Annotated in this window: 17 protein-coding genes; 2 read left to right on the top strand and 15 right to left on the bottom strand. The window is 65.8% G+C overall.

All coding sequences use genetic code 11. The annotated features are described in order from the left end of the window. Window positions 1–174: 174 nt before the first annotated feature. The 8 genes from Q0030_RS30710 to Q0030_RS30675 form a co-directional block, all read right to left on the bottom strand. Window positions 175–2283, bottom strand: a complete 2109-nt coding sequence (locus Q0030_RS30710; RefSeq protein ID WP_298375788.1) for a S9 family peptidase — start codon at window positions 2281–2283, stop codon at window positions 175–177. A gap of 190 nt (window positions 2284–2473) precedes the next feature. Further along, the gene (locus tag Q0030_RS30705; RefSeq protein ID WP_298375787.1) at window positions 2474–4189 is read right to left on the bottom strand and encodes an iron ABC transporter permease; all 1716 of its coding nucleotides are present in this window, start codon (window positions 4187–4189) and stop codon (window positions 2474–2476) included. A 107-nt stretch (window positions 4190–4296) separates the two neighbouring features. After that, a complete protein-coding gene (locus Q0030_RS30700) occupies window positions 4297–5361 on the bottom strand; it encodes an extracellular solute-binding protein (RefSeq protein ID WP_298375784.1) in 1065 nt (354 codons plus the stop codon). Between the two features lie 23 nt (window positions 5362–5384). Continuing rightward, entirely contained in the window at window positions 5385–6437 is a 1053-nt protein-coding gene (locus Q0030_RS30695; protein WP_298375826.1) for an ABC transporter ATP-binding protein, read from the bottom strand. A 375-nt stretch (window positions 6438–6812) separates the two neighbouring features. Further along, window positions 6813–7997 carry an aminotransferase class V-fold PLP-dependent enzyme gene (locus Q0030_RS30690; protein ID WP_298375781.1) on the bottom strand — a complete coding sequence of 395 codons (1185 nt, stop codon included), beginning with the start codon at window positions 7995–7997 and terminating at the stop codon, window positions 6813–6815. A 136-nt stretch (window positions 7998–8133) separates the two neighbouring features. Continuing rightward, window positions 8134–8970 (bottom strand): LssY C-terminal domain-containing protein, encoded by an 837-nt coding sequence (locus Q0030_RS30685; RefSeq protein WP_298375778.1) that lies wholly within the window; start codon window positions 8968–8970, stop codon window positions 8134–8136. Between the two features lie 33 nt (window positions 8971–9003). Beyond that, window positions 9004–9729: a thermonuclease family protein gene (locus tag Q0030_RS30680; protein ID WP_298375775.1), complete on the bottom strand. Its 726-nt coding sequence runs from the start codon at window positions 9727–9729 to the stop codon at window positions 9004–9006. 246 nt (window positions 9730–9975) lie between these two features. After that, window positions 9976–11703, bottom strand: a complete 1728-nt coding sequence (locus tag Q0030_RS30675; protein ID WP_298375772.1) for a hypothetical protein — start codon at window positions 11701–11703, stop codon at window positions 9976–9978. 359 nt (window positions 11704–12062) lie between these two features. On the opposite strand from Q0030_RS30675, the gene Q0030_RS30670 reads away from it, so the two are divergent. Next, window positions 12063–12917 (top strand): caspase family protein, encoded by an 855-nt coding sequence (locus tag Q0030_RS30670; RefSeq protein WP_298375769.1) that lies wholly within the window; start codon window positions 12063–12065, stop codon window positions 12915–12917. Window positions 12918–13086: 169 nt separating this feature from the next. On the opposite strand, the gene Q0030_RS30665 is transcribed toward Q0030_RS30670, so the two are convergent. From Q0030_RS30665 to Q0030_RS30640, 6 genes are all read right to left on the bottom strand, one after another. Next, window positions 13087–13914 carry an HlyD family efflux transporter periplasmic adaptor subunit gene (locus Q0030_RS30665; RefSeq protein WP_298375824.1) on the bottom strand — a complete coding sequence of 276 codons (828 nt, stop codon included), beginning with the start codon at window positions 13912–13914 and terminating at the stop codon, window positions 13087–13089. A gap of 91 nt (window positions 13915–14005) precedes the next feature. Next, window positions 14006–14914: an alpha/beta fold hydrolase gene (locus Q0030_RS30660; protein ID WP_298375766.1), complete on the bottom strand. Its 909-nt coding sequence runs from the start codon at window positions 14912–14914 to the stop codon at window positions 14006–14008. 592 nt (window positions 14915–15506) lie between these two features. Beyond that, window positions 15507–15752: a hypothetical protein gene (locus Q0030_RS30655; protein ID WP_298375764.1), complete on the bottom strand. Its 246-nt coding sequence runs from the start codon at window positions 15750–15752 to the stop codon at window positions 15507–15509. A gap of 233 nt (window positions 15753–15985) precedes the next feature. Beyond that, on the bottom strand, window positions 15986–16195 hold the full coding sequence (locus Q0030_RS30650) for a cold-shock protein (RefSeq protein WP_029084280.1): 210 nt from the start codon (window positions 16193–16195) through the stop codon (window positions 15986–15988). Between the two features lie 213 nt (window positions 16196–16408). Then, on the bottom strand, window positions 16409–18844 hold the full coding sequence (locus Q0030_RS30645) for an adenylate/guanylate cyclase domain-containing protein (protein ID WP_298375757.1): 2436 nt from the start codon (window positions 18842–18844) through the stop codon (window positions 16409–16411). Window positions 18845–18982: 138 nt separating this feature from the next. Next, the gene (locus Q0030_RS30640) at window positions 18983–21046 is read right to left on the bottom strand and encodes an AsmA family protein (protein ID WP_298375755.1); all 2064 of its coding nucleotides are present in this window, start codon (window positions 21044–21046) and stop codon (window positions 18983–18985) included. Window positions 21047–21258: 212 nt separating this feature from the next. Here Q0030_RS30640 and Q0030_RS30635 point away from each other — a divergent pair, with 212 nt between their 5' ends. Then, complete coding sequence (locus tag Q0030_RS30635) at window positions 21259–21933, top strand: Crp/Fnr family transcriptional regulator (RefSeq protein WP_212316557.1); 675 nt, start codon at window positions 21259–21261, stop codon at window positions 21931–21933. A 244-nt stretch (window positions 21934–22177) separates the two neighbouring features. Here the strand turns inward: Q0030_RS30635 and Q0030_RS30630 are convergent, their stop codons facing one another. Beyond that, window positions 22178–23038 carry a helix-turn-helix transcriptional regulator gene (locus tag Q0030_RS30630; protein WP_298375751.1) on the bottom strand — a complete coding sequence of 287 codons (861 nt, stop codon included), beginning with the start codon at window positions 23036–23038 and terminating at the stop codon, window positions 22178–22180. Window positions 23039–23117 lie beyond the last annotated feature (79 nt).

Genomic DNA, 23117 nt, shown 5'->3' with positions numbered 1-23117 from the left:
GGGACCCATCACCACAGGGAGGAGTTTGGCGAAGACTGGCAGTTGCGTTGTGTGCGGTGGTCCTGCGACTTCCTTGCTCAATAGATCACGCGGTATGGGTCCCGGCTCCCGTGCGCAATTGCGCACTAGGCGGGACGACGATGGGGAGGGGACCGCGCAAGCCAACTGGCACCCCTACACCTCCGCCCTGTCCGCCATCCCGACCGCCCACAGCGCGAACGCGTAGACGATCGCGACTTCGTCGAGGCGGTTGAAGCGCCCGGAGGCGCCGCCGTGGCCGGCGCCCATGTTGGTGCGCAGCAGCACCGGGCCGCCGCCGCGCATCGTGGCGCGCAGCCGCGCGATCCATTTCGCCGGCTCCCAATAGGTGACGCGCGGATCGGTCAAGCCGCCCATCGCGAGGATGGCCGGATAGTCCTTTGCCGCGACATTGTCGTAGGGCGAATAGGACAGGATGGTGCGAAAGTCCTTTTCGCTCTCGATCGGGTTGCCCCATTCCGGCCATTCCGGCGGCGTCAGCGGCAGCGTGTCGTCGAGCATGGTGTTGAGCACATCGACGAACGGTACTTCGGCGACGATGCCGGCGAACAACTCGCCGGCGCGGTTGGCGACCGCTCCCATCAGCATGCCGCCCGCCGAGCCGCCATGGCCGACGATGCGTTTCGCATCCGTGTATTTCGCATCACACAGCGCGCGCCCGGCGGCAGCGAAATCGTCGAACGTGTTGGGCTTCTTCTCGCGCTTGCCGTCGAGATACCAGCCCCAGCCCTTGTCGGCGCCGCCGCGGATATGCGCGATCGCATAGACGAAACCGCGGTCGACCAGCGACAGCCGGTTGGCGGCAAACGACGCCGGCATCGCCATGCCGTAGGAGCCGTAGCCATAGAGCAGCAGCGGCGCGTTGCCGTCGCGAACGAAATCCTTGCGGTGCAGGATCGAGACCGGCACCTGCGCGCCGTCATGCGAGGTCGCCATGATGCGCGTGGTGACGTAGTCGGCCGGGTTGTGGCCGGAGGGAATCTCCTGCCGCTTGCGTAATACCCGCGTCCGCGTCGCCATGTCGTAGTCATAGACCTCCGACGGCGTCGTCATCGACGAATAGGCGAAACGCAGATTTGTGGTCTCGAATTCGTAGCCGCCCATGGTGTCGAGCGAATAGGCCGCCTCGTCGAAGGCGATCGCGTGCTCTTCGCCGCTCTTGAGGTCGCGGATGATGATCGCCGGCAGCGCGTTGGCGCGCTCCAGCCGCACCATGTGGCCGGCATAGAGCTCGACGTCGAGCACATAGACGCCCTCGCGATACGGGATCAGGTCGCGCCAGTTGGCGCGCCCGGGCGCGGCGAGCGGCGCGGTGACGACCTTGAAGTCGATGGCGTCGTCGGCATTGGTCAGGATGAAGAGCTCGTCGCCGCGGTCGGCGATCGAATATTGCACGCCCTCCTCGCGCGCCGCGACCAGCCGCGGCGGGGCGTCGGGATTGGCGAGATCGATCAGCCGCTGCTCCGAGGTCTCGTGGTCGCCGCCGGCGATGACGCAGAAGCGGCCGCTGGCGCTCTCGTGCAGATGGGTGAACCAGCCGGAATCCTGCTCCTCATAGATCAGGACGTCGTCGGCCTGCTTGGTGCCGAGCCGGTGCCGCCACACCTGCATCGGGCGGTGATTGTCGTCGAGCTTGACGTAGAAGAAGCTTTTGGAATCCGCGGCCCAGACCACGCCGCCGTCGGTTTCCTCGACGAGGTCGTCCAGATCACCGCCGGTTGCCCAGTCGCGCACGCGAATCGAGAAATATTCGGAGCCCTTGGTGTCGGCACTCCAGGCATGCAGCCGGTGATCGTTGGAATGCCGGCTGCCGCCGAACTTGAAGTATTTATGGTCCTTCGCTAGCGCGTCGCCGTCGAGCACGACATGGGCGTCGCCGCCGTCGCGCAGCGTGCGGCAGTACAGCTCGTGCTGGCCGCCTTCGCGGAACTTGCGGAAATAGGCGAACGGACCGTCCGGCGACGGCACGCTGGAATCATCCTCCTTGATCCGGCCGCGCATCTCCTTGACCAGCCGCTTCTGCAAACCGTCGGTGTGGCCGAGCAGGCTCTCGGTGTAGCCGTTCTCGGCTTCGAGATAGCTCCGGATGTCGGGATCGAGGATCGAGGGATCGCGCAGCACCTCCTGCCATTTCGGATCCTTGATCCAGGCATAGTCGTCGCTCACCGTGATGCCGTGGGTGGTGAAGGAATGCGGCCGGCGCGGCGCGACAGGGGGCGATGTTGTGGTGGCGGATTTGGTCACGCGATCCTCATGGTGCGGGGTTCCGCTTTATATCGGGATGAATGTGGCGATTGCCAGATGGATGTTGTTCGTGCCCCGGACGCAGTGCAGCGCGTAGCGGTGCGCTGCTGAGCCGGGGCCTATGGTTGCTGGGTCCCGGCTCTGCGCAGCAGCGTTGTCACGCCGCAGCGCGTCCGGGACGCGAGCGTCGCTACCCGTTCCGCAGCTTCGCGCCGGCGTTGCCGCCGGACATTGGGATCTGGTTCACCGCCAGCACCACAGCGAATGTGATCACCAGCATCGCGATGCCGAGTACGGCGATCGCGGCGAGGTCGCCGCCTTCGTTGAGATCGTAGATCAGGACCGACAGCACCTTGGTTTGCGAGGTGAACAGCACGATCGCGGCCGACAGTTCCCGCATCACGCCGATGAAGATGAAGCACCAGGTCGCGATCACGCCGGTGCGCAGCAAGGGGGCGGTGATCTGGCGCAGTGCCTGCAGCCGCGTCGCGCCGAGGATGCGGCTCGCTTCCTCGAGTTCGGGATGGATGGTCGTGAACGCCGCCTGCAATTGCTGATAGGCCGACGGCAAATTGATGGTGAGGAACGCCAGCAGCAGGATCCACAGCGTGCCGTAGAGCACGAAAGGCGGCCGCGTGTAGCTCAGGAACAGGCCGACGCCGAGCACGATGCCGGGAACGGCGACAGGTGCGGTGGCAAGGAATCCAAGGATGCGATGGCCGGCGATCACCTTGCGCGTCGTCACATAGGCGATGACCAGCGCGAGGATGGTGCCGATCGTCGCGGTCGAGGTGCCCAGGATCACGGTGTTCTTCAACGCGAGCTGGGTCGACGACAGCTCGGTGAACACGAAGACGATGTTGTGCAAGGTCAGCGTCGACGGCGTCACCAGCGTGGTGGCGTTGGGCGAGAACGCGGCGTTGAGCAGCGCGAGGTAAGGCAGGAAGACGGGATTGAGCAAGACCAAGAGGCAGAAGCCGAGCGCGGCCCAGCGCCAGCCGCGCAACTCGACCCGGCGCGGCGCGCCATATTTGCCGCCGATCACCGAATAGCCGCGCCGTCCGAGCAGCGCCTTCTGGCCCTGCAGCAGCAGGATGGTCAGCACCAGCAGCGGCACCGCGGCGGTGGCCGCGAGCTCGAGCTTCGGCGGATACTGGAATAGGCTCCAGATCTTGGTCGTCATGGTGTGGAAGCCGGCCGGCAGCGCCAGGATCGCCGGCGAGCCGAACAGCGTCATCGCTTGCAGGAAGGCGATCAGCGCCCCGGCGATCAGCGCGGGCAGCGCCAGCGGGATCGTCACCCTTCGCGCCGTGGTCCAAGCATTGCCGCCGAGGATCGCGGAGGCGTCTTCCAGCTCGCCCGGCATGGTGTCGAGCGCATTGGCCACCAGCACGAACACGAACGGGAATGTGTAGCAGGAGATCACGAAGATGATCCCGGTCATCGAATAGATGTTGAACAGCGCATCGGCATCCTCGCCTGCGAACAGCCGGTAGAGCTGGTTGAGCAGCCCCGAATTCGGCGCCGCCAGCAGTTCCCAGGCGACCGCGCCGAGGAACGGCGGCGTCACGAACGAGGCCGTCACCAGCGCGCGGATGGTTTGCCGGCCCGGCATGTCGGTGCGCGACACCAGCCAGCTGATCGGTGCCGCGACGATGCAGCAGATCAGCGCCGAGGTGGTCGCGATGATCGCGGTCGTCAGCAGCGGATCGAGGAAGTCCGGATTACTGAACAGCGTGACGAAGTTTGCCAGCGTCGGATGACGGTTCTTGTCGGTGAACGCGTAGACCGCGAGCCACGACAGCGGCAGCAGGATCAGGAGAATGAGAACCGCGGCGAACAGCCACAGGACGGGGCGCGTCCAGTCGATGCGGGGGCGGACGATCGAGGAGGGGGTGGCCGTCATTTGAAGACTCTCTCCCCGTCATTCGCGGTGCGCAATTGCGCACCTGAGGGCATCGCGAAGCGATGGGCCCGGAATGACGATGTTGGGTATGTTGGCGCGGCGCATCCTCACACCCGAAACAGCCGCGCATAGCGCGTCTTGATCTCTTCGGTCATCGCCTCGACGCCCGCCGGGTCCTCCTGCATCAGCTTGATGTCGGCGAGCTTGCGCCGGCCGGCCTTCGGCTGCACCTGCGCGTGCACCGAATACTGCCCGGTGAAGTCGACGAAGAATTGCTGGGTCTCGCGGGTGTGCAGCCAGGCCTGGAACAGTTTTGCGGCGTTCGGATGCGGCGCGCCGGCGAAGATGCCGGTCGGTCCCGAGATCGTCGGCGTGCCCTCGGTCGGGTAGACCGGTTCGACCGGCTGCCCGGCTTCCTTCAGCAGCACGATGCCGTATTCATTGCCGTCGGCCATGACCGCGCGCTCGCCGAGCGAGAGCTTCTTCGGTGGATCCGTCGAGGATTGCACCTGCATCACGCGCTGCTTCGAAAGCTTCTCCAGGTAGGGCCAGCCAAGCTCGCGCACGATCTGGAACGTGGTGGTCATGATGGTGCCGCTATAGGCCGGATGGCCCTTCACCATCTTGCCCATCCACTTTGGATCGAGCAGGTCGGCAAAACTCTTCGGCGCATCCTCCGCCTTCACCAGATTGGTGTTGTAGGCGATCGACGACAGCCACAGTCGCGTGGTCACGGCCATGCCGTCCGGGTCGCGATATCCGTCGGGAAAGTGCTTGGCGACGTCCTCGGGGACGAACGGCATCAGCCAGCCGCTCTTCTTCCAGGGAATGAAGTGCGAGGCATCGGCGCTGTTGACGACGTCGGCGGCGTGGATGTTGGCGTCGTATTCCTGCGCCACGCGCTGGAACAGCCGCTCCGAGCCGGAGCGCTCGATCTGCACGCTGATGCCGGGGTAGGCCGTCTCGAACGCCTTGCCGAGCTTTTCGCCGACCGGCAGGTCCATCGACGAATAGAACACGAGCTTGCCTTCCCTGGTCGCGGCCGCAACGAGGTCGGGCGTGATCGCGACCGGCTCGGGTGCCGCGGCGCGCGCGGGCGACGCGAATATCTTGCCGAGCGCAAGCTCCGCAGAGCCTTTCAGGACGTGGCGTCTGGAGATTTGTTTCCGCATCGCGTCCCTCCGTTTCTTGTTCGTTATCGACTGAGCGCCCGGCAGCGTTCCGCCGGAAGTGTCAGCCAGACCTCGCTGCCCTTCTCGACCGCGGTTTCCGTCGGCGTGGTCACCCGCAGCGAGGTGCCGTCAGGGGTTTCCACCATGTAGTCGCGGTTCATGCCGAGATAGACTTGCCGCGTCACGATGGCCTTGAGCGTGTTCTGTGCTGCCGCGGGGGCTTGCGTCGAGATCTGGATTTCATGCTGGCGGATCGCGACCGGCGCGCTCTGGCCGGCCGTGAGCCTGGCGCCGACCACGGCGAGCGTCGCGCCGGCGAAGTCGACATGGGTCGCATCGCGCGCGGTGCCCTTGATCACATTGGCCGCGCCGATGAAGCGCGCCACGAATTCGGATTCCGGCCGCGCATAGATGTCTTCGGGGCTGCCGAGCTGGTCGATCTTGCCGGCATTCATCACCGCGATCAGGTCGGCCGTGGTCATCGCCTCGGATTGATCGTGGGTGACGTAGACCGTGGTGTAGCGATATTCATCGTGCAGGCGGCGGATCTCGAACCGCATCTCCTCGCGCAGGTTGGCGTCGAGATTGGACAGCGGCTCGTCGAGCAGTAGCGTCTCGGGGCCGACGATCAGCGCGCGTGCCAGCGCGACCCGCTGCTGCTGGCCGCCGGAGAGCTCGCCCGGATAGCGCTGCGCCAGCGGTTCCAGCTTGGTCGTCGCCAGGATCGCGGCGAGTTTTTTCGCGATGGTGTCGCGATCCATTTTGCGCAAGCGCAGCCCATAGACGATGTTCTCGGCCACCGTCATGTGCGGCCACAGCGCGTAGCTCTGGAAGATCATCGACATGTTGCGCTGCTCGGGCGGCAGCGTGCGCGCCTTCGACGACACGACGCGGTCGCCGACGCGGATCTCGCCGCCGGATGGCTCGAGGAATCCCGCGATCAGCCGCAGCGTCGTAGTCTTGCCGCAGCCGGACGGCCCGAGCAGGCAGACCAGCTGGCCGTGGTCGATCGTGAGCGAGACGTCATCAACCGCGACAAACGATCCAAACCGCTTGACCAGGCCACGCAGTTCCACCGACGCCAAGCGATCCCTCCATCTTGTTATGTTGCAGGGATCCGTGCCCGGCTGTTGCCGGCAGTAAAGCGGAAAAAGATGACGGCGGAAAGTGTTGGGGCCTTAGCAATGCGTTGCATGCACTGCCTCCCTCATCCTGGTGAGCGGATCATTCACAAGCGACGTCAAACATTCAGTCTCGTCCCGGCCTAGTGCGCAGTTGCGCACGGGGGCCGGGATCCATAGCCACCGATGGTCATTGTTGTGCGCCGGCGGAACGACGAGTCTGCGCACAACATCCGCCGCGGATTATGGGTCCCGGCCTTCGCCGGGACGACAGCGGAGCGTGTGGCCTCGTTCGTACCTCGGGATGATGGGGCGCTGTCTGCGCTTGGCCTACGCCTTCACGTTCTCGCCGAGCCACTGGATGGCGGCGTCGGCGCCGGCCTTGCCGTGCGGGATATTCAGCGCGGTGAGGGCGACCTCGACGACGCCGAGCGTGCCGAGGATCATCGGCGCATTGACGTGGCCCATATGCGCGATGCGGAACGCCTGGCCCTGCAAATCGCCGATGCCGGTGCCGAGCACCACGCCGCATTTCTCCTTGGCATAGCGCTGGATCGCAGCGGGATCGGCGCCCTTCACGGTCACGGTCGTCACCGTGTTGGAGCGCTCGGCGGGTTCAGTGATGTTGAAGCCGAGCACCTGGCCCTCGCCCCAGACCGCGACGGCGCGGCGCACCGCTTCACCGAGCAGGCGATGCCGTTCGAACGCATTCTCCAGGCCCTCGGCGTGCAGCATGTTGATCGCCTCGCGTAGCGCGAACAGCAGATGCACCGGCGCGGTGCCGGCATATTTGCGGTAGTGCTCGGAGCCTTCGCGTTCGGTCCAGTCCCAATAGGGCGTGCGCAGATCGGCCTTCTTGTGCGCGTCCCAGGCGCGGTCATTGGCGGCGACGAAGCCGAGGCCGGGCGGCGTCATCAGGCCCTTCTGCGAGCCGGACATCGCGACGTCGACATACCACTTGTCCATCTCGAACGGCGTGCAGCCGAGCGAGGCAACGGTGTCGACCATGAACAGCGCGGGATGGCCTGCGGCCTTGATCGCCCTGCCGATCGCCTCGATGTCGTTATAGGCGCCCGACGCTGTGTCGACCTGCACGGCGAGGATCGCCTTGATCTTGTGCTCCTTGTCGCGGCGCAGCCGCTCCTCGACCTCGGCCGGGCGGATCGCGCGACGCCAGTCGCCCTTCAGCACCTCGACATCGGCGCCCATCGCGGCCGCCGCCTGGCCCCAGCCGATCGCAAAGCGCCCGCTCTCCAGCACCAGCACCTTGTCACCGCGCGACAGCACGTTGGAGAGCGTCGCCTCCCAGGCGCCGTGGCCGTTGGCGATGTAGATGTAGGATTTGCCCATGGTGGCGAACAGCTTCGAGAGATCGCGCAGCAGGCTTTCGGTCAGTTCGAACATCTCGGCGGAGTAGATATCGAGCGCCGGGCGATGCATCGCCTGCAGCACCTGATCAGGCATCGTGGTGGGCCCGGGGATGGCCAGAAATTCCCGGCCCGCGCGAACGGTCATCGTCCTGTTCCTTTTGGGTAAAGCAACGCAAATCATGCGTGTGAGGGGTCAAGCGTGGAGGATATTCCATCGCGGCCGCGATTGCGAGCAGGTCCAAGCAATCCAGCGTTTCCAAAAGCGCGGGACACGGCCGGCCTTATTTGCCTTTGTCGATGGTCTCGACCACAGAACGCCAGATCTGGTCCTTGAACTGGGTCGCGGCGGGGCTTGGAATCTGCTCGACGATGCCGTCGTTCTTGCGGCAGGCCTCGACCAGCCGCATCACCCAGATTTCGCCGTCGGTGTAATACAGGTCGCCGCCGCCATTATGCCCGTCGAAGGTCGGACCGATGCCGGTGACCTGGTATTTCGCGGTGACCATGCCGGCGGACTCGAGGTCAGTCGCAAGCAGCGCGCGTTCGGCGTCGAGGTCGGCCGCGATGTGATGCGTCACCGCGCCGGTGTAGCTGGAGATGCCGACACTGCGGTCGAGCGTCGCAGCGCCGAGCCACACCGGGCGCTTCTCCTCGCCCTGGTCGAGCACCCGCCAGAAACGGACATGGTTGCGGCGATCCGCGCTCGATCCGACCGGCCGCTCGAAGGCAAGGTCCTCGCGGCGGCCGAGATAGAACAGGTTGCTCACCGGCGCATCCTTGTAGGGACGATCGAGCAGCACGGAGCCGACGATTTCGATGGAGGATTTCAGCGTGACCGGATCGGCCGGGAACCAGCCGGCCTCGTGCATCGCGCAGACCACATCCTTGGTGTCGCCGATCAGCCCGACATTCATGGGATCGCCGGGAATGCCCTGCGCGGTGCGGGTCACCATCGGCAGATTGGCGAGGCCCTTCTGGTGCTCGTAATGCGTCCACAGCGCCGGCAGCACCAGATAGGCCGCGATCAGATAGGTGACCAGGACGAATAGCAGCAGCTGCAGATAGCGCACGCGTTTGCGACGGTGCGCCGCAGGCGGGTTGATTTCGACGTCAGTCACGGCACACGCTTCCAGATCAGTGCGTGGCGCGCGTTAGCGCCGCGTCTCGCGGCAGCCGGCGGCCTCGGCTTCCTCGACCGAGCAGAACCAGCGCGTGCCCTTGCTGATCTTCATCTCGATCTTGGCGTACCAGCGGCTGCTTCGCTGGTGGAAGATGCATTCGCCGGAGCGGTTGACATTGCCCTTGATGGTGCAGTCGGGCGAGGGCGCCACCGGGCCGGAGGCGGAGGCGAGCAGGATCGCGTTGGCGCCTTCGGGGGGCTTCACGGCACCGAGCACCGTGGTCTTCTTGTTGCGCACGCGCCAGTCCCACGGCGCGATGAACGCGCCCTGCCACATCCCGGCTTTGGCCTCGCGCGCCGCCTTCTCGTCCGGCTCGTACTCATGCGAGATGCGGGTGAACGCCAGCGCCCAGCCATTGCTGACCATCCACTTCTGGATGTCCTCGCCGTCGACCTCGCAGCGCGCAATGGTGCGGCCGCGGCGATCGACCGTGCGCGCGTGACAGGTCCAGCTCTTGTTGCCGGCATGCTTGATCAGCTCGTCGCGCGCGGCGACGCCGCAGGTCCAGCGCTCACCCTTGGTGTTGAGGCAGAGCTGGTCGGTCGACGGTGCGTCGATGCCGCCGAGCCGGATCTTGACGCTGCCGATCATGAGCTGGTCGCCGTCGCGGATCTTCGGCACGCCGGTGATGTCGGCGGCGACAGCCAGCGTCGGCAGCGACAGCAGCAGGCCGGCAGTGAGCAGCGTCTTGAGCATCGGTATTCCCGGCCAGGTTCTTCGTTCAGCGTTCAGGGTCCAAAGGATCGGCAAGGATTGTGCGGGCAATTGGGCAACCGTGCCAGTGGTGATGTGTTTCCGCCAGTTTCAACTTCGCGTCATCCCCGTACGCCTGCGCCATTCGCCTTCGTCGATCCGTAGGATGGGTAGAGCGCAGCGAAACCCATCATCTCACCCCGCGGACAAAATTGATGGGTTTCGCTTCGCTCTACCCATCCTACACGGCTACACCGCAACCATCCGCTTCCTGGCCAGCGCGAGGGCCATCAGCACGAACGCGGACGTCACCTCGGGTCCGCCGACCAGGATCCGGGTCGGCGTCTTCATCTTATTCCATTCATAGGCCCTGTAGGGCCCCTTGCGTCCGCCCTCGCCGAGGCCCTGCACGATGCAGTGCAGTGCCGGCGTGAAGGTCGAGACCTCGGCGCCAAGATGCGCCAGCGCCATCAGCGCGAGCGCGGCGTCGAACGGGTTCATCTCATGCGTGATCAGCTCGCCCTGCACATAGCCGAGCACGCGGGCGCGGATCAGCGCGAACACATTGCCGGGATCGATCACGCGCTGCGCCGCCAGCGGCAGTGCGATGAAGGCGGCGTAGCAGCGGCCGAAATACGCCGAATAGAGCTCCGGCAGATAATAGATATGCGAGCGCGGATTCCTGAACGCGCCGCTTTCGACCAGATTCTTCTGGAACGCGATGATGCGATGCACCGTCTCCAGCCGCTGCGGCGTCTCGAGGATGCGCCAGCGCGTGAGGTTGCGGAACGAGACCTCGAGGATGTCGAGGTTCAGCGTCGGATCGAGGTCGTTGCCGTAGGGCCGCTCGCCCTTGAGATTGTCGATCCAGGTGACGACGCCGCCCTCGTAATCGATATTGTCGTTGAGCGGCACGGTGACGCGCGGCTCGTTGGCGCCGGCGCGGACCTGGTAGCCGCGGTAGAAATCCAGCAGCGGCTGCTGCAGGATCGGATCGTCGGAGCCAGCCTGCGTCGCGGCCGAGAACGAACACGCCGTGGTGTCGCAGTCGGGCACATAGACGCCGAAGCCGAGGTCCTGCTTGATCTGGGCGAAGAAGCGCGAGAAGCGTGGATGCCGTCCCGGCGCCAGCGCGGTGATCACCTTCACGACCGAGCCGTCATGCGACGGCACCTCTTCGGCACTGGTCTTCAGGCAGAAGTCCACCATCTCGGCGACCGCGCGCCGCGCCGCGCCCGCCTCATCGGGTGATGCAAGTCCGGTCTCGACAAAGCCGAGCAGCGCCTCGGTGAAGAAGGCGTCGTAATAGGCCGAGCGGTGGCGGATCTGCACCGGCTCCCACATCGGCTCGGCGATGCCGCGCCAGGGCGGGTTGATCAGCGCGCGCGCCGGCGAATGCGCGATGAAGATGCGCGCCAGGCTGAACAACAGCGTCGAGTTCTTGTAGCCGCGCGCGTTCAGCCCGGTCAGCGCCATCAACATCTCGCGCCCGCTGATGTCGGCATCGCCGATCAGGTTGAAGGCGGCATAGGTCGGGATGAAGCCGCGTCTGCCGAACGAACGCAGCAGATGCGCGCCGGTCAAGCGGATTACGCGGTCCATCTCGGCCATCGCGGGCGGGTGGTGAGGTGCGGTCGCGGCTGGCGGGGCGGGGTGACGCACGCCGATGCCGTCCATCAGGTGAGCGACGGGGGCGCCGATCGCGGCCCAGTCCGGCGCCGCGGCGTCGCGCGCCTCCCTCAGCGCTGCGCGCAGGCCCGCGAGGCGGTCGGGGTCGTTGAGGGCCGGCAGGCCGGTGCGGCGGAGCAGCGCGCGCAGCGGCGGATTGCCCAGCGCGGTCCGGTAGAACTTCCCGAGATGGGCATCGCCGCCGCGGTAGGCCTGCAGCACGGGGTCGCAGACGTCGTAAAGCGACGGGCCGTCCTTCCTGGCGGTCAGCGCCCGGCACACCGTCCCGGCGATTTCGTGAAGGCTCATGAATGCCTTTCTCAAGGAACCGGTTAACGCCGCCGCCCCGGCGGTGTTTCCTCCGGTCCTCCCCCAAACGCGCAAGTCTTTGGAAAGCTATATGAATCCCTACGAAATACAAATGTGACCGAAGTCACGTAACGGGATCTTAACGGCGTCAATGGCCTGTGCCGGGCGGCAGCATGCTGCAAACCGGGTTGCTCCGGCGGTCCGGCCGGGTTAAGGGAGTATTTGTTGCGGCGCCGCAAATTGAGCTGAATTCAACGGCACACACACCTCAACCCCATTAAACCTGATCGTCACTGACGCGACTAACTGGCGCGATTTCGCTCGAACGCCATCGGGATAGAGATTGGGACTAGAACGTTATGAACCTTAGGCAGCTTCATATTTCCCGTCGCACCATCGCCGTCTGCGTGGCGGTGGCCGGCACGGTGTCGCTGGCGATTGGCGCCCATGCCGCGCTCAACAAGCGGACACCTGACGTAGCCAAGGGGACCGTCGCCGGCTCCGTCACCGCCGGTCAGACCGGCAGCATTGCGGCCGGCACCTCCCGCCTCGCGCTGATCATCGGCAACGGCCATTATCCGGACGCCGCGGCGCCGCTGGCCCAGCCGATCAACGATGCCCGCACTTTGTCGTCGGCGCTGCGCCGCGAAGGTTTTGACGTCGACGTGGTCGAGGACGCGACCAAGGACGATATGTTCCGCGCGGTCGAGCGCATGAAGGCCAAGATCCGCCCCGACACCGTCGTGATGCTGTTCTTCGGCGGCTACGGCGTGCAGGTCGGCCGCGAGAGCTACATGATCCCGGTCGATGCCACGATCTGGAAGGAAGCCGACGTCAAGCGCACCGGCGTCAGCGTCGAGTCCGTGCTCGATGCGATGAAGGAGCGTGGCGCGAAAGCCAAGCTCGTGGTGCTCGATGCCTCGCGCCGCAATCCCTATGAGCGCCGCTTCCGCGCCTTCTCGCACGGCCTCGCCCCGATCAGCCCGCCGGAGAACACCATCGTGCTGACTTCGGCGACGCCGGGCAAAGTCGCCGACGATTCCAAGGGTGCCAACAGCGTCCTGGTCTCCGAGCTGATCAACAACCTCAACGCCCAGGCCGGCGCCGAGACCGCCTTCAACAAGACCCGCGTCGCGATCTCCCGCGCCAGCGAAGGCGAGCAGGTGCCGAGCGTGTCGTCCTCGTTGCTGGAAGACATCAAGCTCGGCGGTTGAGCCCGACTCTTTCCCCACGTTGTCCCGGCGAAAGCCGGGACCCATAACCACAGGGCTGAGTTGTTGAAGCGCGCTGTGGCCACAGCTCTTCAGCACAATTCGCGTTCGTGGTTATGGGTCCCGGGTCGCGCTGCGCTTGCCCGGGACGACACTGTGAATGTGACGGCGCCTACTTCGCGTCCGCGCTCGTACCCACCGGCCGCACCGGATCGCCTTCGCGCAGTAGCGCGCCGGCGCGGGCGACGACGATGTCGCCTTCCAAGATGCCGTCGCGGATCTCGACCTGGCCGGCCGACATCAATCCGGTCTCGACCCGCCGCGTCTCGACGCGGCCGCCGCGCACCACCTGCACCACGGTGCCGGCGGTGGAATAGAGGATCGCGGTCAGCGGCACCGCGACGCCGCAGCTCTGCCCGGTCTTGATCTGCGCGCGGCCGGACGAATTCACCAGCAGCCGCTGGTTCGATCCGATGCCGACGAACACCTGGCCGAGCTGGCTGTTCGGCTCGATGGTCGGCGCGATCATCCGCACCTTGCCGTCCATCTCGCCGGCGCCGATGATCTTGAGCCGCGCGGTCTGCTCGGTCTTCAGCTTGGCGATGTCGCGGGTCGGCACCATGCCGACCAGGTCGTATTCGTTTCTGGCGATGATCGAGAACAGCGCATCCTTGCCGGAGGCCGGGCTGCCTATGATCGCCGACGACGCCGAGATGGTGCCCGCCACCGGCGCCGTGAGGTTAATCGAATTGGTGCCGTCGGTCAGCCGCGCCAGCACCTGGCCGGCGGTGACGGTGTCGCCGGGATCGGCCTTCACCTCCGCCACCTTCAAGCCGAACCGGTCCGGCCGCACCTGCTGCTCGTCGCGCGGCAGCACGATGCCGGACACCTCGACGATATTGCCGAAGCAGAATTTCGAGGCCTTCAGCACCGTCACCGCCGCGCCCTTCGGCACCGCGTCGGCCTCGCCCGCGGCAAGCGCGGGAGAAGCCGCGAGCATGAACAGCACCGAGGCGCCAAGAGCGGCTGCGTAGGATGGGTAGAGCGCAGCGAAACCCATCAATCGCCTCACACGCAAAATCATCGGCAAACTATTCCCAAAATGAGGGCCTCCTGAATACCAGATGCGGCCTCGCCGAGCCAGCCGGCTGCGCCGCGGCGGCAGCCGCCTCGGTCGGCCCGGCGCACGCGGCGAGCTCCAGCTTCGCCAGCTCCTCGGCACGCCAGATGTGCTGCAGGATCTCCGGGTTGACCCGCTCGGCATGCGTCACCGGCAGCATGTGACCGGCCGCCGGCAGATGCCGCACCTCGGCGCCATCAATGATCGCGGCGAGTTTTGCGACAATGCGCTGCGTCACATAGGGCGACAGCCCGCCCGACACCAAGAGCGTCGGCACCCGCAAGGAACGCGCGGCCGCCGCCACGCCGTCGAGATCGAGCGCGGCGTTGAAATCGTAAGGCAGCTTGTCGGCCTGCTCGATCATCCGCAGCCGCCCGCTCGGCGAGAACTGCTCGCGCGGGCCGGAGCCGGCCCAGAACGCGGTGAACGCCTCGACCGCCTCCAGCGCCGCGCCGTCGAAAATATCCTGCGACACCACCTGCGCGATCCGCGCGAAGCGATCGTACAGCCGCACGTCGGCGGAGCCGTCGCGCAGCAACGTCGGTAAGACAGGCTCGATCAGCGTCAGGCTGCGGATGCGCTGCGAATAAGGCGACGTGGTCGCCAGCCGAAACGCGATCGCCCCGCCATAGGAATGCCCGACCAGATGGATCGGCCCCTTGGCCTTGGCGAGCCAGGGCTCGAGCCGCGCGATTTCGCCATCCAGCGTCCGCGGCCAGTCGCGCCCGCAGGCGGCGACGCCATAGCCGGAAATATCCGGCGCCATGAACGGCGTGCCACCGAGCGCGCCCGCAAGCTTCGTCCATTGCCGTCCCGACCCCAGCGAGCAGTGCAGCGCCACCACCGACGCCGCAGCGTGCGTCCCGTCCAATCCTGTCATCAAACCCATTCCTCGCGTGTTCTTGTTCTCAGCGAGTGCGCGGTTCCGCGCGCCCGTCATGACGCGAGCGAGGTGGGGGATGGGTTATTCCTGCGATGGGGTGGGAGGGGTCGTGATCGTGATTGCAGAAGCAAACAGATTCACTGGATGTTGATTTGAGGCCCGTGGGAGTTCGCGGAAATGAAAGCAATGTCGCAGCAGCCGTTATTTTCTACCCACTTGCGTTGTTCTGAATATCAGAATTTGACCTGACGTCACCCCCAACTCTCGTTCCGCGAGCGCGTATGTTGATCGGGGACTAGATTGGGTGCAGCGCCGTTGTGCTGCCGCTCCGTCACCCCCGCGCAACGGCTTTGCCGTTGTCGCTGGAGGAGCGCGCTCTTGCGCGCGTCTCGAAGGGTCGACGGCCCGACTGGTGGCCGTCCATCCTTCGAGGCTCGCTCCGCTCGCACCTCAGTATGACGGGACCAACGGTCGCGCAGAGCCGTCATTGCGAGGAGCGTCAGCGACGCGGCAATCCAATTCCTGTCGCCGTTTGCGGCAAGATGAATTGCTTCGCTTTGTTCGCAATGACGGCGCCCACAGTGCAGCGTCAGCGCACGATGCGCTTCACGCGCGCCTTCTTCTTGGCGATCGGTGCCGGTGCCAGCTCGGCCTCGGCCGCAGCTTTGGCCTCGCGGGCTTCGCGCAGGGCGCGCAGGCGCTCCATGTTCTTGCGGATCGCGGTCGCGTCGCGCTCGACCTCGGCGATGGCGCGCGCGCCTTCCTCGGCCGCAAGCCGCTGGCGGTCGGCCCTGGCGAGGCTTGCGGGCGATGGCGTGGGCTTCCTGGCGGTCATCGGCAATCTCTCCAAGGCATGATCCCTCTGCGAACGCTTCGCGGCTGTTGCACGGAACGGCGCGATGCGACGTGCTTTGAGATCACGCGCAGCAAGACATGCTAAAACCCGCCCAATCCGGGTGGATCGAGCGGGCCGCAACGTCATCCCAGTACATCCGTGGAATGACGAACTGGCATGATCGCGACAAACGCGGAACGCGTTTGCGCGGAAATCATGCCGAAGCAAGAACCTCAGACGATCTGAAGATTCTCGGCGCTGGTCTTGCCGCGCATCTTGTCGGTCTTCAGCTCGAACGAGACCTTCTGGCCTTCAGCCAGGCCAGTCAGACCGGCACGCTCGACTGCGCTGATGTGAACGAACACATCCTTGCTGCCATCGCTCGGCTCGATGAAACCAAAGCCCTTCTGGCCGTTGAACCACTTCACAGTACCTGTCGCCATCTTCTCTTCTCCAAAATGCGCGTCTGCGCATGTGTTGCGCAGAATCGCGCGCCATCCATTCAACTGACGATGTCTTTGGAGGAGGGCCGTTCTGACCATTCAACAAGGCGCAACGGCTAATCGAATGGCCCCAATATACACACTTTCCGCGCGAATGCAAGGTTCGGACGGTAGCGGGTTCCCGCTCGGAAGGGCGAATGGAGAAAGCGCGGATCACTCCGCTGCCGCCTCCGCTGACGGCTCGCCCTTCCAGCTCAGGATCTCCGCGGCGAGGATCGGGTGATTAAAACCCTTCAGCACGAGGTCGTCGATGGCGCGGCCCTCGACATGGGGCTCGACCATGCCGTAGACGCGGCGGCTCACCACGATCTGGCCGGCCTTGGCCTCGCCGCACAGGCGGGAGGCGAGGTTGGTGACGCTGCCGATCGCGGCATATTCCAGCCGCTGCTCGAAGCCGACCTGGCCGAGTGTGGCGTAGCCGAGCGCAATGCCGATACCGAAGCCGAGGCTATGCCCGCGGTTGCGCCACTTCTCGGTCAGGGGGCCGACCGTGTCGCGCATCTCCACCGCCATCCGCACGGCGCGCGCGGTGTGGTCGGCGAGCTGGATCGGCGCGTTGAACAGGATCATCACGCCGTCGCCGGCATATTTGTCGAGCGTGCCTTCGTACTTGAAGATCAGCTTGCCGAGTGCGGCGTGGTATTCGCGCAGCACGTTCATCGCCTCTTCCGGCTCGGTCGCCTCGGTGAAGGCGGTGAAGCCGCGCAGGTCGCAGAACACGACGGTGACTTCGCGGCGGTGGCTGTCGAGCAGGCCTTCGGGATTGTCGGAGGAGGCGATCAGCTGCGCCACCTGCGGCGCCAGGAAGCGCTCGAGCCGGCGGATGCGCTCGATCTCGCCGAGCTGGGTCTCGACTCGCTGCTCCAGCGACTTGTTCCAGTCCTTGAGCTGCTCTGTCTGCTCGCGCAGCTTGTCGGCCTGCTCGCGCACGGTGGTGTTGGCCTGCTCCAGCGCGTGGCTCTTCTGGTCGACTTCGGTGAACAGCCGCGCATTGCGCATCGCCAGCACGGCCTGGTGCGCAAAAGTCTTCATCAGGCCGATCAGGCTCGCGGGGAAATCGCCGGCCGCCTTGCGCAGCACCACCAGCGAGCCGAGCACGCCCTGCTGGTCGACCAGCGGCACCACAAGCACCGAGTGGAAGCCGGCGCCGACCACGACATCGCGCAGCGGATGATCGGCACTTGCCGCGAGATCAGGGAAGGCCAGTGGCTCGCCCTTCGCCGCGGCCTCGCCGAGCGGGCTGTTCGCCGCGTCGATCGCGCGATGATGGCCCTCGGCTTCGGCGTCGATGCCGATCGATTGCGTCAGGTTGAACGTGCGCTGTGTCGCATCATAGCCATAGATCAGCACGGCGTCGGCATGGGTGATCTCGAGCGCGCGGGCGGCGACTGTCGGCAGCACGGCGTTGAGGTCGAGCGAGGACGCCACCGCGCGGCCGACCTCCTCGAGCACCTTCAGCTCGTTGATCGATTGCGCGAGATCCCGCGTGCGCTCCTTCACCTTGCCTTCGAGGCCGGAATAGGTCTCGGCGAGCTGCGAGGCCATGCTGTTGAATTGCCCGGCGAGCTCTTCCAGCTCATCGGCGGTCTTCACCTCGATGCGGTGACCGAAATCGCCATCGCCAAGCCGCCGCGCGCCGGCGCGCAGCGCGGTGATCGGCACCAGCATGCGCCGCGCCAGAATCGTGCCGGCGATGATCGCGACCACGAGGCCGAGCGCGATCAGGAGTGCGATGCGCACTAGCTGGTCGCGGATTGGCGACAGCGCCTGCGCGGTCGGCTGCTCATAGAACACGTGCCAGCCGAGGTCCGGCGCTGCTGTCGCGGTCGTCAGCACCGCGTTGCCGTCGACATCCTTGCCGGAGGCGATCGGTCTGCCGCTCGGCGACAACACCGCCGCCACCTGCGGCAGCGCGGCGAGGTCCTTGCCGATTTCGGGGCCCTTCGACGAACTCGCCAGCACGCGGCCCTTGGCGTCGACGAGATAGGCATAGGCGGTGCGGCCGACCTGGGAATCGCCGAAATAATCGCCCAGGAAGCGCAGGTCGATCTCGGCCACCGTGACGCCGGCATTGAAGCCGGAATGCTGCTCGCCGATCGACATATACGGCCGCTCGTCGCGAAAGTACGCCGGCGCGTAGGCGGTGCCGCGCGCGACAGCCTCGGTGAAGCGGAGGTCGCGGGAGAGGTCGGCATTGGAGTTCAGCGTGACGGTCTGGCGCGACAGCCGCAGCATCTCGCGGCCCTGGCCGTTGATCAGGGTGAGCTGGTTCACTGCCGGCACCTGGCCGAGCAGCTGGGCATAATCGGCGCGGCGCAGTTCGATCGTGTTGGAGGAGGCGCGGGTCACCCAAGAGATTTGGCGCTCGAGATCGGAAATCGATTGCTCGATGCGCTTGGCGGTGGCGTCCGCCTTCTCGCTCATGGCGTCGGTCAGCGTGCTCTTGATGCCGCGATAGCTGATCCAGGTCTCGAGCGCGCCGTTGACCGCGAGCACGAACACGACGAGGCCGACCAGCGCGAGGACGTATTTGGCGAACAGGCCGCCGCGCAGGAACCAGTTCTTGCCCTTGTCCGGTGCCCCGTTCATCCAGCCTCGTCCGTTCCCCTCCAATCAGTCGGGTGCGCCACTGTATCCGCTGCTGTTTAGCACGGATCGGCCGGGCAAGGCGGGGCCTCCCGTCGCATGGTTAGCCCTGCATTCCAGCGTTGGATATTCGGGAATATTTCAGCGGTTGAACAGCTGCCGCAGCACGTCGTTCATCGCGGGATTGTCGTGCTGCTCGGCGGTGTCGGCCGGCGGAGGGGCGGGCGGTGGCGTGGCGGCCACCGGCGCGTCCGGGTTGGGCTGTGCCAGGCTGCGGCTCGGGCGGGAGGCGCTACCCTGATTGAGGGTGGAAAGGCCCTGCTGCAGCAGGTTCCCGATGGTGTCGCCGAGCTGCCCGCCGAGCGGGTTGTTCTGGCCGGCCGCCGCACCGGCTGGCGCCTGGCCCGTGCCGGGCTGCGCGCCGGTCCCGCCGCCCTGCACGCCGTTGAGGAGGTTGCTGAGCCCGTTGAGGCCCTGGCTCAGCCCTTGGCCATTAGCCCCGAACAGGCCCTTGCCCATCTCCTTGAGCTTGGCGTAGGCGGCCTGTGGGTTGTCGAGGATGCCCTGCATCTCTGGATAGATCCGCGGGGATACCCAGGGGCCCTCGATCATCACGGGAATGCCGAGGCCGACCGGGTTGCCGACGCGGCCCTGGCCCTCTGTGGTCATCACGAGCTGCGGCTCGACGCGGAACCCGATCTGGCGGGTGTTGAGATCGACGGTGCCGACCCCGCTCATCTTCACCAGCGGGCCGATCAGGTTGAGATCGGTGGTGACGGCCTGGCCCTTGTCGAGCTTGAACGACGCCGAGAGTTGGCTGAGATCGGTCGACAGCTCCTGGCCCTGCTGCCAGCCCGACAAGGTGCTGGTGGTGAGGTTGCGGATCATCTGCGCGACGTTGAGGCCGAGGATCTTGCCGTCCTGGAACACGACGAACGCAGTGCCGCCGAGACTGCGGACGATGGCGCGCGCGCTGGTGCCTTGCGAGGCGAGCGCGATCTTCGCCTGCATCTTGCCGTCGAGCTTGTCGAATTCGGCGAGGCTCCGCAGCACCGGCAGCGCGCGCACGCCGGCGAGATCGAGCCGCAGCGCGTAGGTCGGAGTGGTGGTTCTCACATCGATCGTGACGTCGCCGTTGGCGGTGCCCTCATAGGCGCCGAGATCGGCGAGCCGGGCCTTCAGCACGCCGCTGTCAACAGATGCATCGATCGCCGCCTGCGCGAAGCGGCCGTCGCCGATCACGAGCTCCGCCGCCGAGATGCGCGCCTGCGCGTCGACATAGTTCAGCCCGCCGAGATCGATCGACGCGTTGCTCCAAATGTTGGTGCCCAATGGCTGCGCCGCATCGGGCTGGCTCGGTGTCAGCGCCATCGAGATGCGCTGGAAGTCGAGATCGAGCTTCACCAGCGGCTTGTTGCTGGCGAAGTCGACCGAGGCCCAGCCGGTGAAGCCGCCATCGCCGAGCGTGCCCGACACGCCGTTGAACATCACCACCGTGCCGTTCAAGCGCGCTTCCGCATTCGCCTTGATCGGCGCGGGCAATAGGCCGGGCGCATCGATGTTGAACTCGGCCGGCACGCTCTGATGGTCCAGCGGCGCTTGCGGCGCGCTCGCGCGGATCTCGAACTTCAGCGGCTTGTCACCGGCGCCCGCGCTCCCCGTGACGACGATCCTGCGGTCGTAGCCGATGGTCGCATCGGCATTGAGCGTCTCGATCCGATTCTCGACCCGGTCGCGCACATTGGAGAACACGATGGTGCCGCCGCTGACGCTGACATGCCGGATCGTGAGGCCGCCGCTGTCGGACGCGGAAGACTTCGCCGGTGGATTGTGGTCGCGGGTGCGCTCGCGCTGCAGCGGCAGATTGATCACCGGCTTGAGGATCACGAGGTCAGTGATGTCGGGCTGGCCCGACCACAGGCTCGACAGCGTCATCTCGGCTTCGACCCGATCAGCTGCGAACCGGTTGTTGGCCTCGCGCTCCCGCGGGTCCTGCAGCACGACGTCGCGCAGCGTCAGACTGACGGTCGGCCAGAGGCCAATCCTGGCGCCGCCATTGACGGCGAGCGTGTAGCCGGTCTCGCGCTCGACCCGGTCGGTGATGGCCGACGTGAGGATCGAGGACGGGATCCCGACCGCGGCCACCAGCGCGATGATCACGATCACGGCAGCGATGGCGGCCCCGGCGAATTTCAGTGCTCTCATCTCGATATTCCAGGCCGGGCAGAGAGGGTTCCGCCGCGGAAAGGCACGGCCGATCGCACGAGATTATCCCGCAAACGGGACCGCGCTCCAACGAGGCGAAAAATAATCCGTTACCAGCATGAACTTATGTGACCTCTCACACACTCTTATGAGGGTGATTGTTGCTAACCGGGCGTCGGGGGACCGCTCGGATCGATTTGGAAGGCAATACAATGAGCAAACAGGCCGAATTTGCGGTCATTCTGAAAATGAACCCGATGTTCGCCGATCTCGGTGCGGACGAATTGGCGCGGCTTTCGGGCCTCTGCCACACCCAGCAGCTCGCCACCGGAGAGGTGCTGTTCCAGAAAGGCGATCCCGGCGACGCCCTGTTTGGGGTCCGCCGCGGCCAGGTGCGCATCGAAACCGGTGCCTCCGACGGCAGCCGGCTCACATTGAACTTCATGGGGTCCGGCGATCTGTTCGGCGAAGTCGCCGTCCTCGACGGTCAGGATCGCACCGCGGATGCGACCGCGGGCGAGCCCACCGAATTGTTCGTCTTGCGGCGGGAGGATTTCCTGGGCTTCCTCGAGCGCGAGCCGAAGGTCGCGGTCCGCCTGATCGAATTGCTGTGCCAGCGCATCCGCTGGCAGAGCGAGCGGATGGAAGAATCCGTGCTGCAGCCGTTGCCGGTCCGCCTCGCGCGCCGGCTGTGCGCGCTGGCCGAGGATTTCGGTTCCGAGGTGCACATCTCGCAGGAACAGCTCGGCATCTTCGTCGGTGCGGCGCGTGAGAGCGTCAACCGGCAACTGCAGACCTGGCGCAAGGACGGCATCGTCGACCTGCAGCGCGGCCGGATCATGCTGCACAACATGACCAAGCTGACGGCGGTCGCACGCAACGACTAAGCGGTTGCATGCAACGCGCGCGCGAGGATCGCCGTCCTCTCGCGCGCCTTGCTTGCGAATGTTGACGCACTCCTGCCTAAAAGACTTGCTTGCATGACGAGGCGGGTATCGCTTTCATCCGCCTGCCGGTCCTTGGGGTGACACCCAGCCTTGCTGGCCTCACGCCATCCACCTGCAAACCCCTGCGGTCTTTCCCGTTGACCGCAGGGGTTTTGCGTTCCGCGAGTGCGCGACGCGAATGCGCCTACCTCAACACCACTTCGGGATCGGCCCAGCGCAGATACTGGCGCGGCGCGGCGCCGAGCTCGCGCTTGAACATCGCGGCAAAAGCGCTCGGGCTGTCATAGCCGACGTCGAGCGCGACGCAGGTGACGGCTTCGCCGGCGCCGAGCCGGGCCAGCGCTTCGAGCAGCCGCACGCGCTGGCGCCAGGCCGCAAAGCTCTGTCCGGTCTCGCGACGGAACAGGCGCGTCAATGTGCGCCGGCTGAGCTGGCTGCGGTCGGCCCATTGGTCGAGCGTGAGATCGGAGCTCGGATCGAGCAGCACAGCTTCGCAGATCGCGGCGAGCCGCGGATCGGGCGGCACCTGCACATGCAGCGACACTTCGGGCATCCTGCCGATCTCATCCAGCAGGAAATCGACCAGCCGGCCGTCGCGTCCTTCCGGGTCGTAACGGGTCGGCATATGCACCGCTTCTTCCATCAGTGCTTCGACCAATGCGGAAACCCTGATCAGGCGGCAGGTTGCCGGCGCATTCCGCACGCGATCCGGCGTGACATAGATGGTCTGGATCTCGACCTCGCCCCATGCACGCGATTGGTGCGCAACGCCGGCCGGAATCCAGAGGCCGTGGCCAGGTGGCACGACGAAATGGCCGCGCTCGGTCATCATCGAGGTCACGCCTGCGGTCTGCAGAATGAACTGATCGCGTCGGTGCGCGTGTCGCGCGCTCGTGCTTTCGTTCGGATAGGAGGCCGCCATCGCCGCGAGCGGCCGTTCGACCTGTTGCAGTTGTCCGGCATAATGCGCGGCGGCTACGGGACCGGCTTGCTTGCGGCATACGCGCAAACCGGCGGTGTCATTTCGTCGCGCTGCGACTTTCAAGTGTCGTGAGCTCCTGATCGATCGTCGTTTTCGCAGGGTGCTTATGCATCTTCCGGGCCAGTTGGCCCGATCGCGATGG

This window comes from uncultured Bradyrhizobium sp., from assembly GCF_947648125.1.
Lineage (GTDB): Bacteria > Pseudomonadota > Alphaproteobacteria > Rhizobiales > Xanthobacteraceae > Bradyrhizobium.
The sequence above is the reverse complement of the archived record's forward strand: the minus strand, read 5'-3'. Positions and strand labels throughout refer to the sequence as shown.

Excerpts from the sequence above, each read along its gene's own strand:
- Q0030_RS30705 (WP_298375787.1), bottom strand. The coding sequence starts at position 4,189 with ATGACGGCCACCCCCTCCTCGATCGTCCGCCCCCGCATCGACTGGACG.
- Q0030_RS30700 (WP_298375784.1), bottom strand. The coding sequence starts at position 5,361 with ATGCGGAAACAAATCTCCAGACGCCACGTCCTGAAAGGCTCTGCGGAG.
- Q0030_RS30690 (WP_298375781.1), bottom strand. The coding sequence starts at position 7,997 with ATGACCGTTCGCGCGGGCCGGGAATTTCTGGCCATCCCCGGGCCCACC.
- Q0030_RS30680 (WP_298375775.1), bottom strand. The coding sequence starts at position 9,729 with ATGCTCAAGACGCTGCTCACTGCCGGCCTGCTGCTGTCGCTGCCGACG.
- Q0030_RS30675 (WP_298375772.1), bottom strand. The coding sequence starts at position 11,703 with ATGAGCCTTCACGAAATCGCCGGGACGGTGTGCCGGGCGCTGACCGCC.
- Q0030_RS30670 (WP_298375769.1), top strand. The coding sequence starts at position 12,063 with ATGAACCTTAGGCAGCTTCATATTTCCCGTCGCACCATCGCCGTCTGC.
- Q0030_RS30665 (WP_298375824.1), bottom strand. The coding sequence starts at position 13,914 with ATGCTCGCGGCTTCTCCCGCGCTTGCCGCGGGCGAGGCCGACGCGGTG.
- Q0030_RS30660 (WP_298375766.1), bottom strand. The coding sequence starts at position 14,914 with ATGACAGGATTGGACGGGACGCACGCTGCGGCGTCGGTGGTGGCGCTG.
- Q0030_RS30655 (WP_298375764.1), bottom strand. The coding sequence starts at position 15,752 with ATGACCGCCAGGAAGCCCACGCCATCGCCCGCAAGCCTCGCCAGGGCC.
- Q0030_RS30650 (WP_029084280.1), bottom strand. The coding sequence starts at position 16,195 with ATGGCGACAGGTACTGTGAAGTGGTTCAACGGCCAGAAGGGCTTTGGT.
- Q0030_RS30645 (WP_298375757.1), bottom strand. The coding sequence starts at position 18,844 with ATGAACGGGGCACCGGACAAGGGCAAGAACTGGTTCCTGCGCGGCGGC.
- Q0030_RS30640 (WP_298375755.1), bottom strand. The coding sequence starts at position 21,046 with ATGAGAGCACTGAAATTCGCCGGGGCCGCCATCGCTGCCGTGATCGTG.
- Q0030_RS30635 (WP_212316557.1), top strand. The coding sequence starts at position 21,259 with ATGAGCAAACAGGCCGAATTTGCGGTCATTCTGAAAATGAACCCGATG.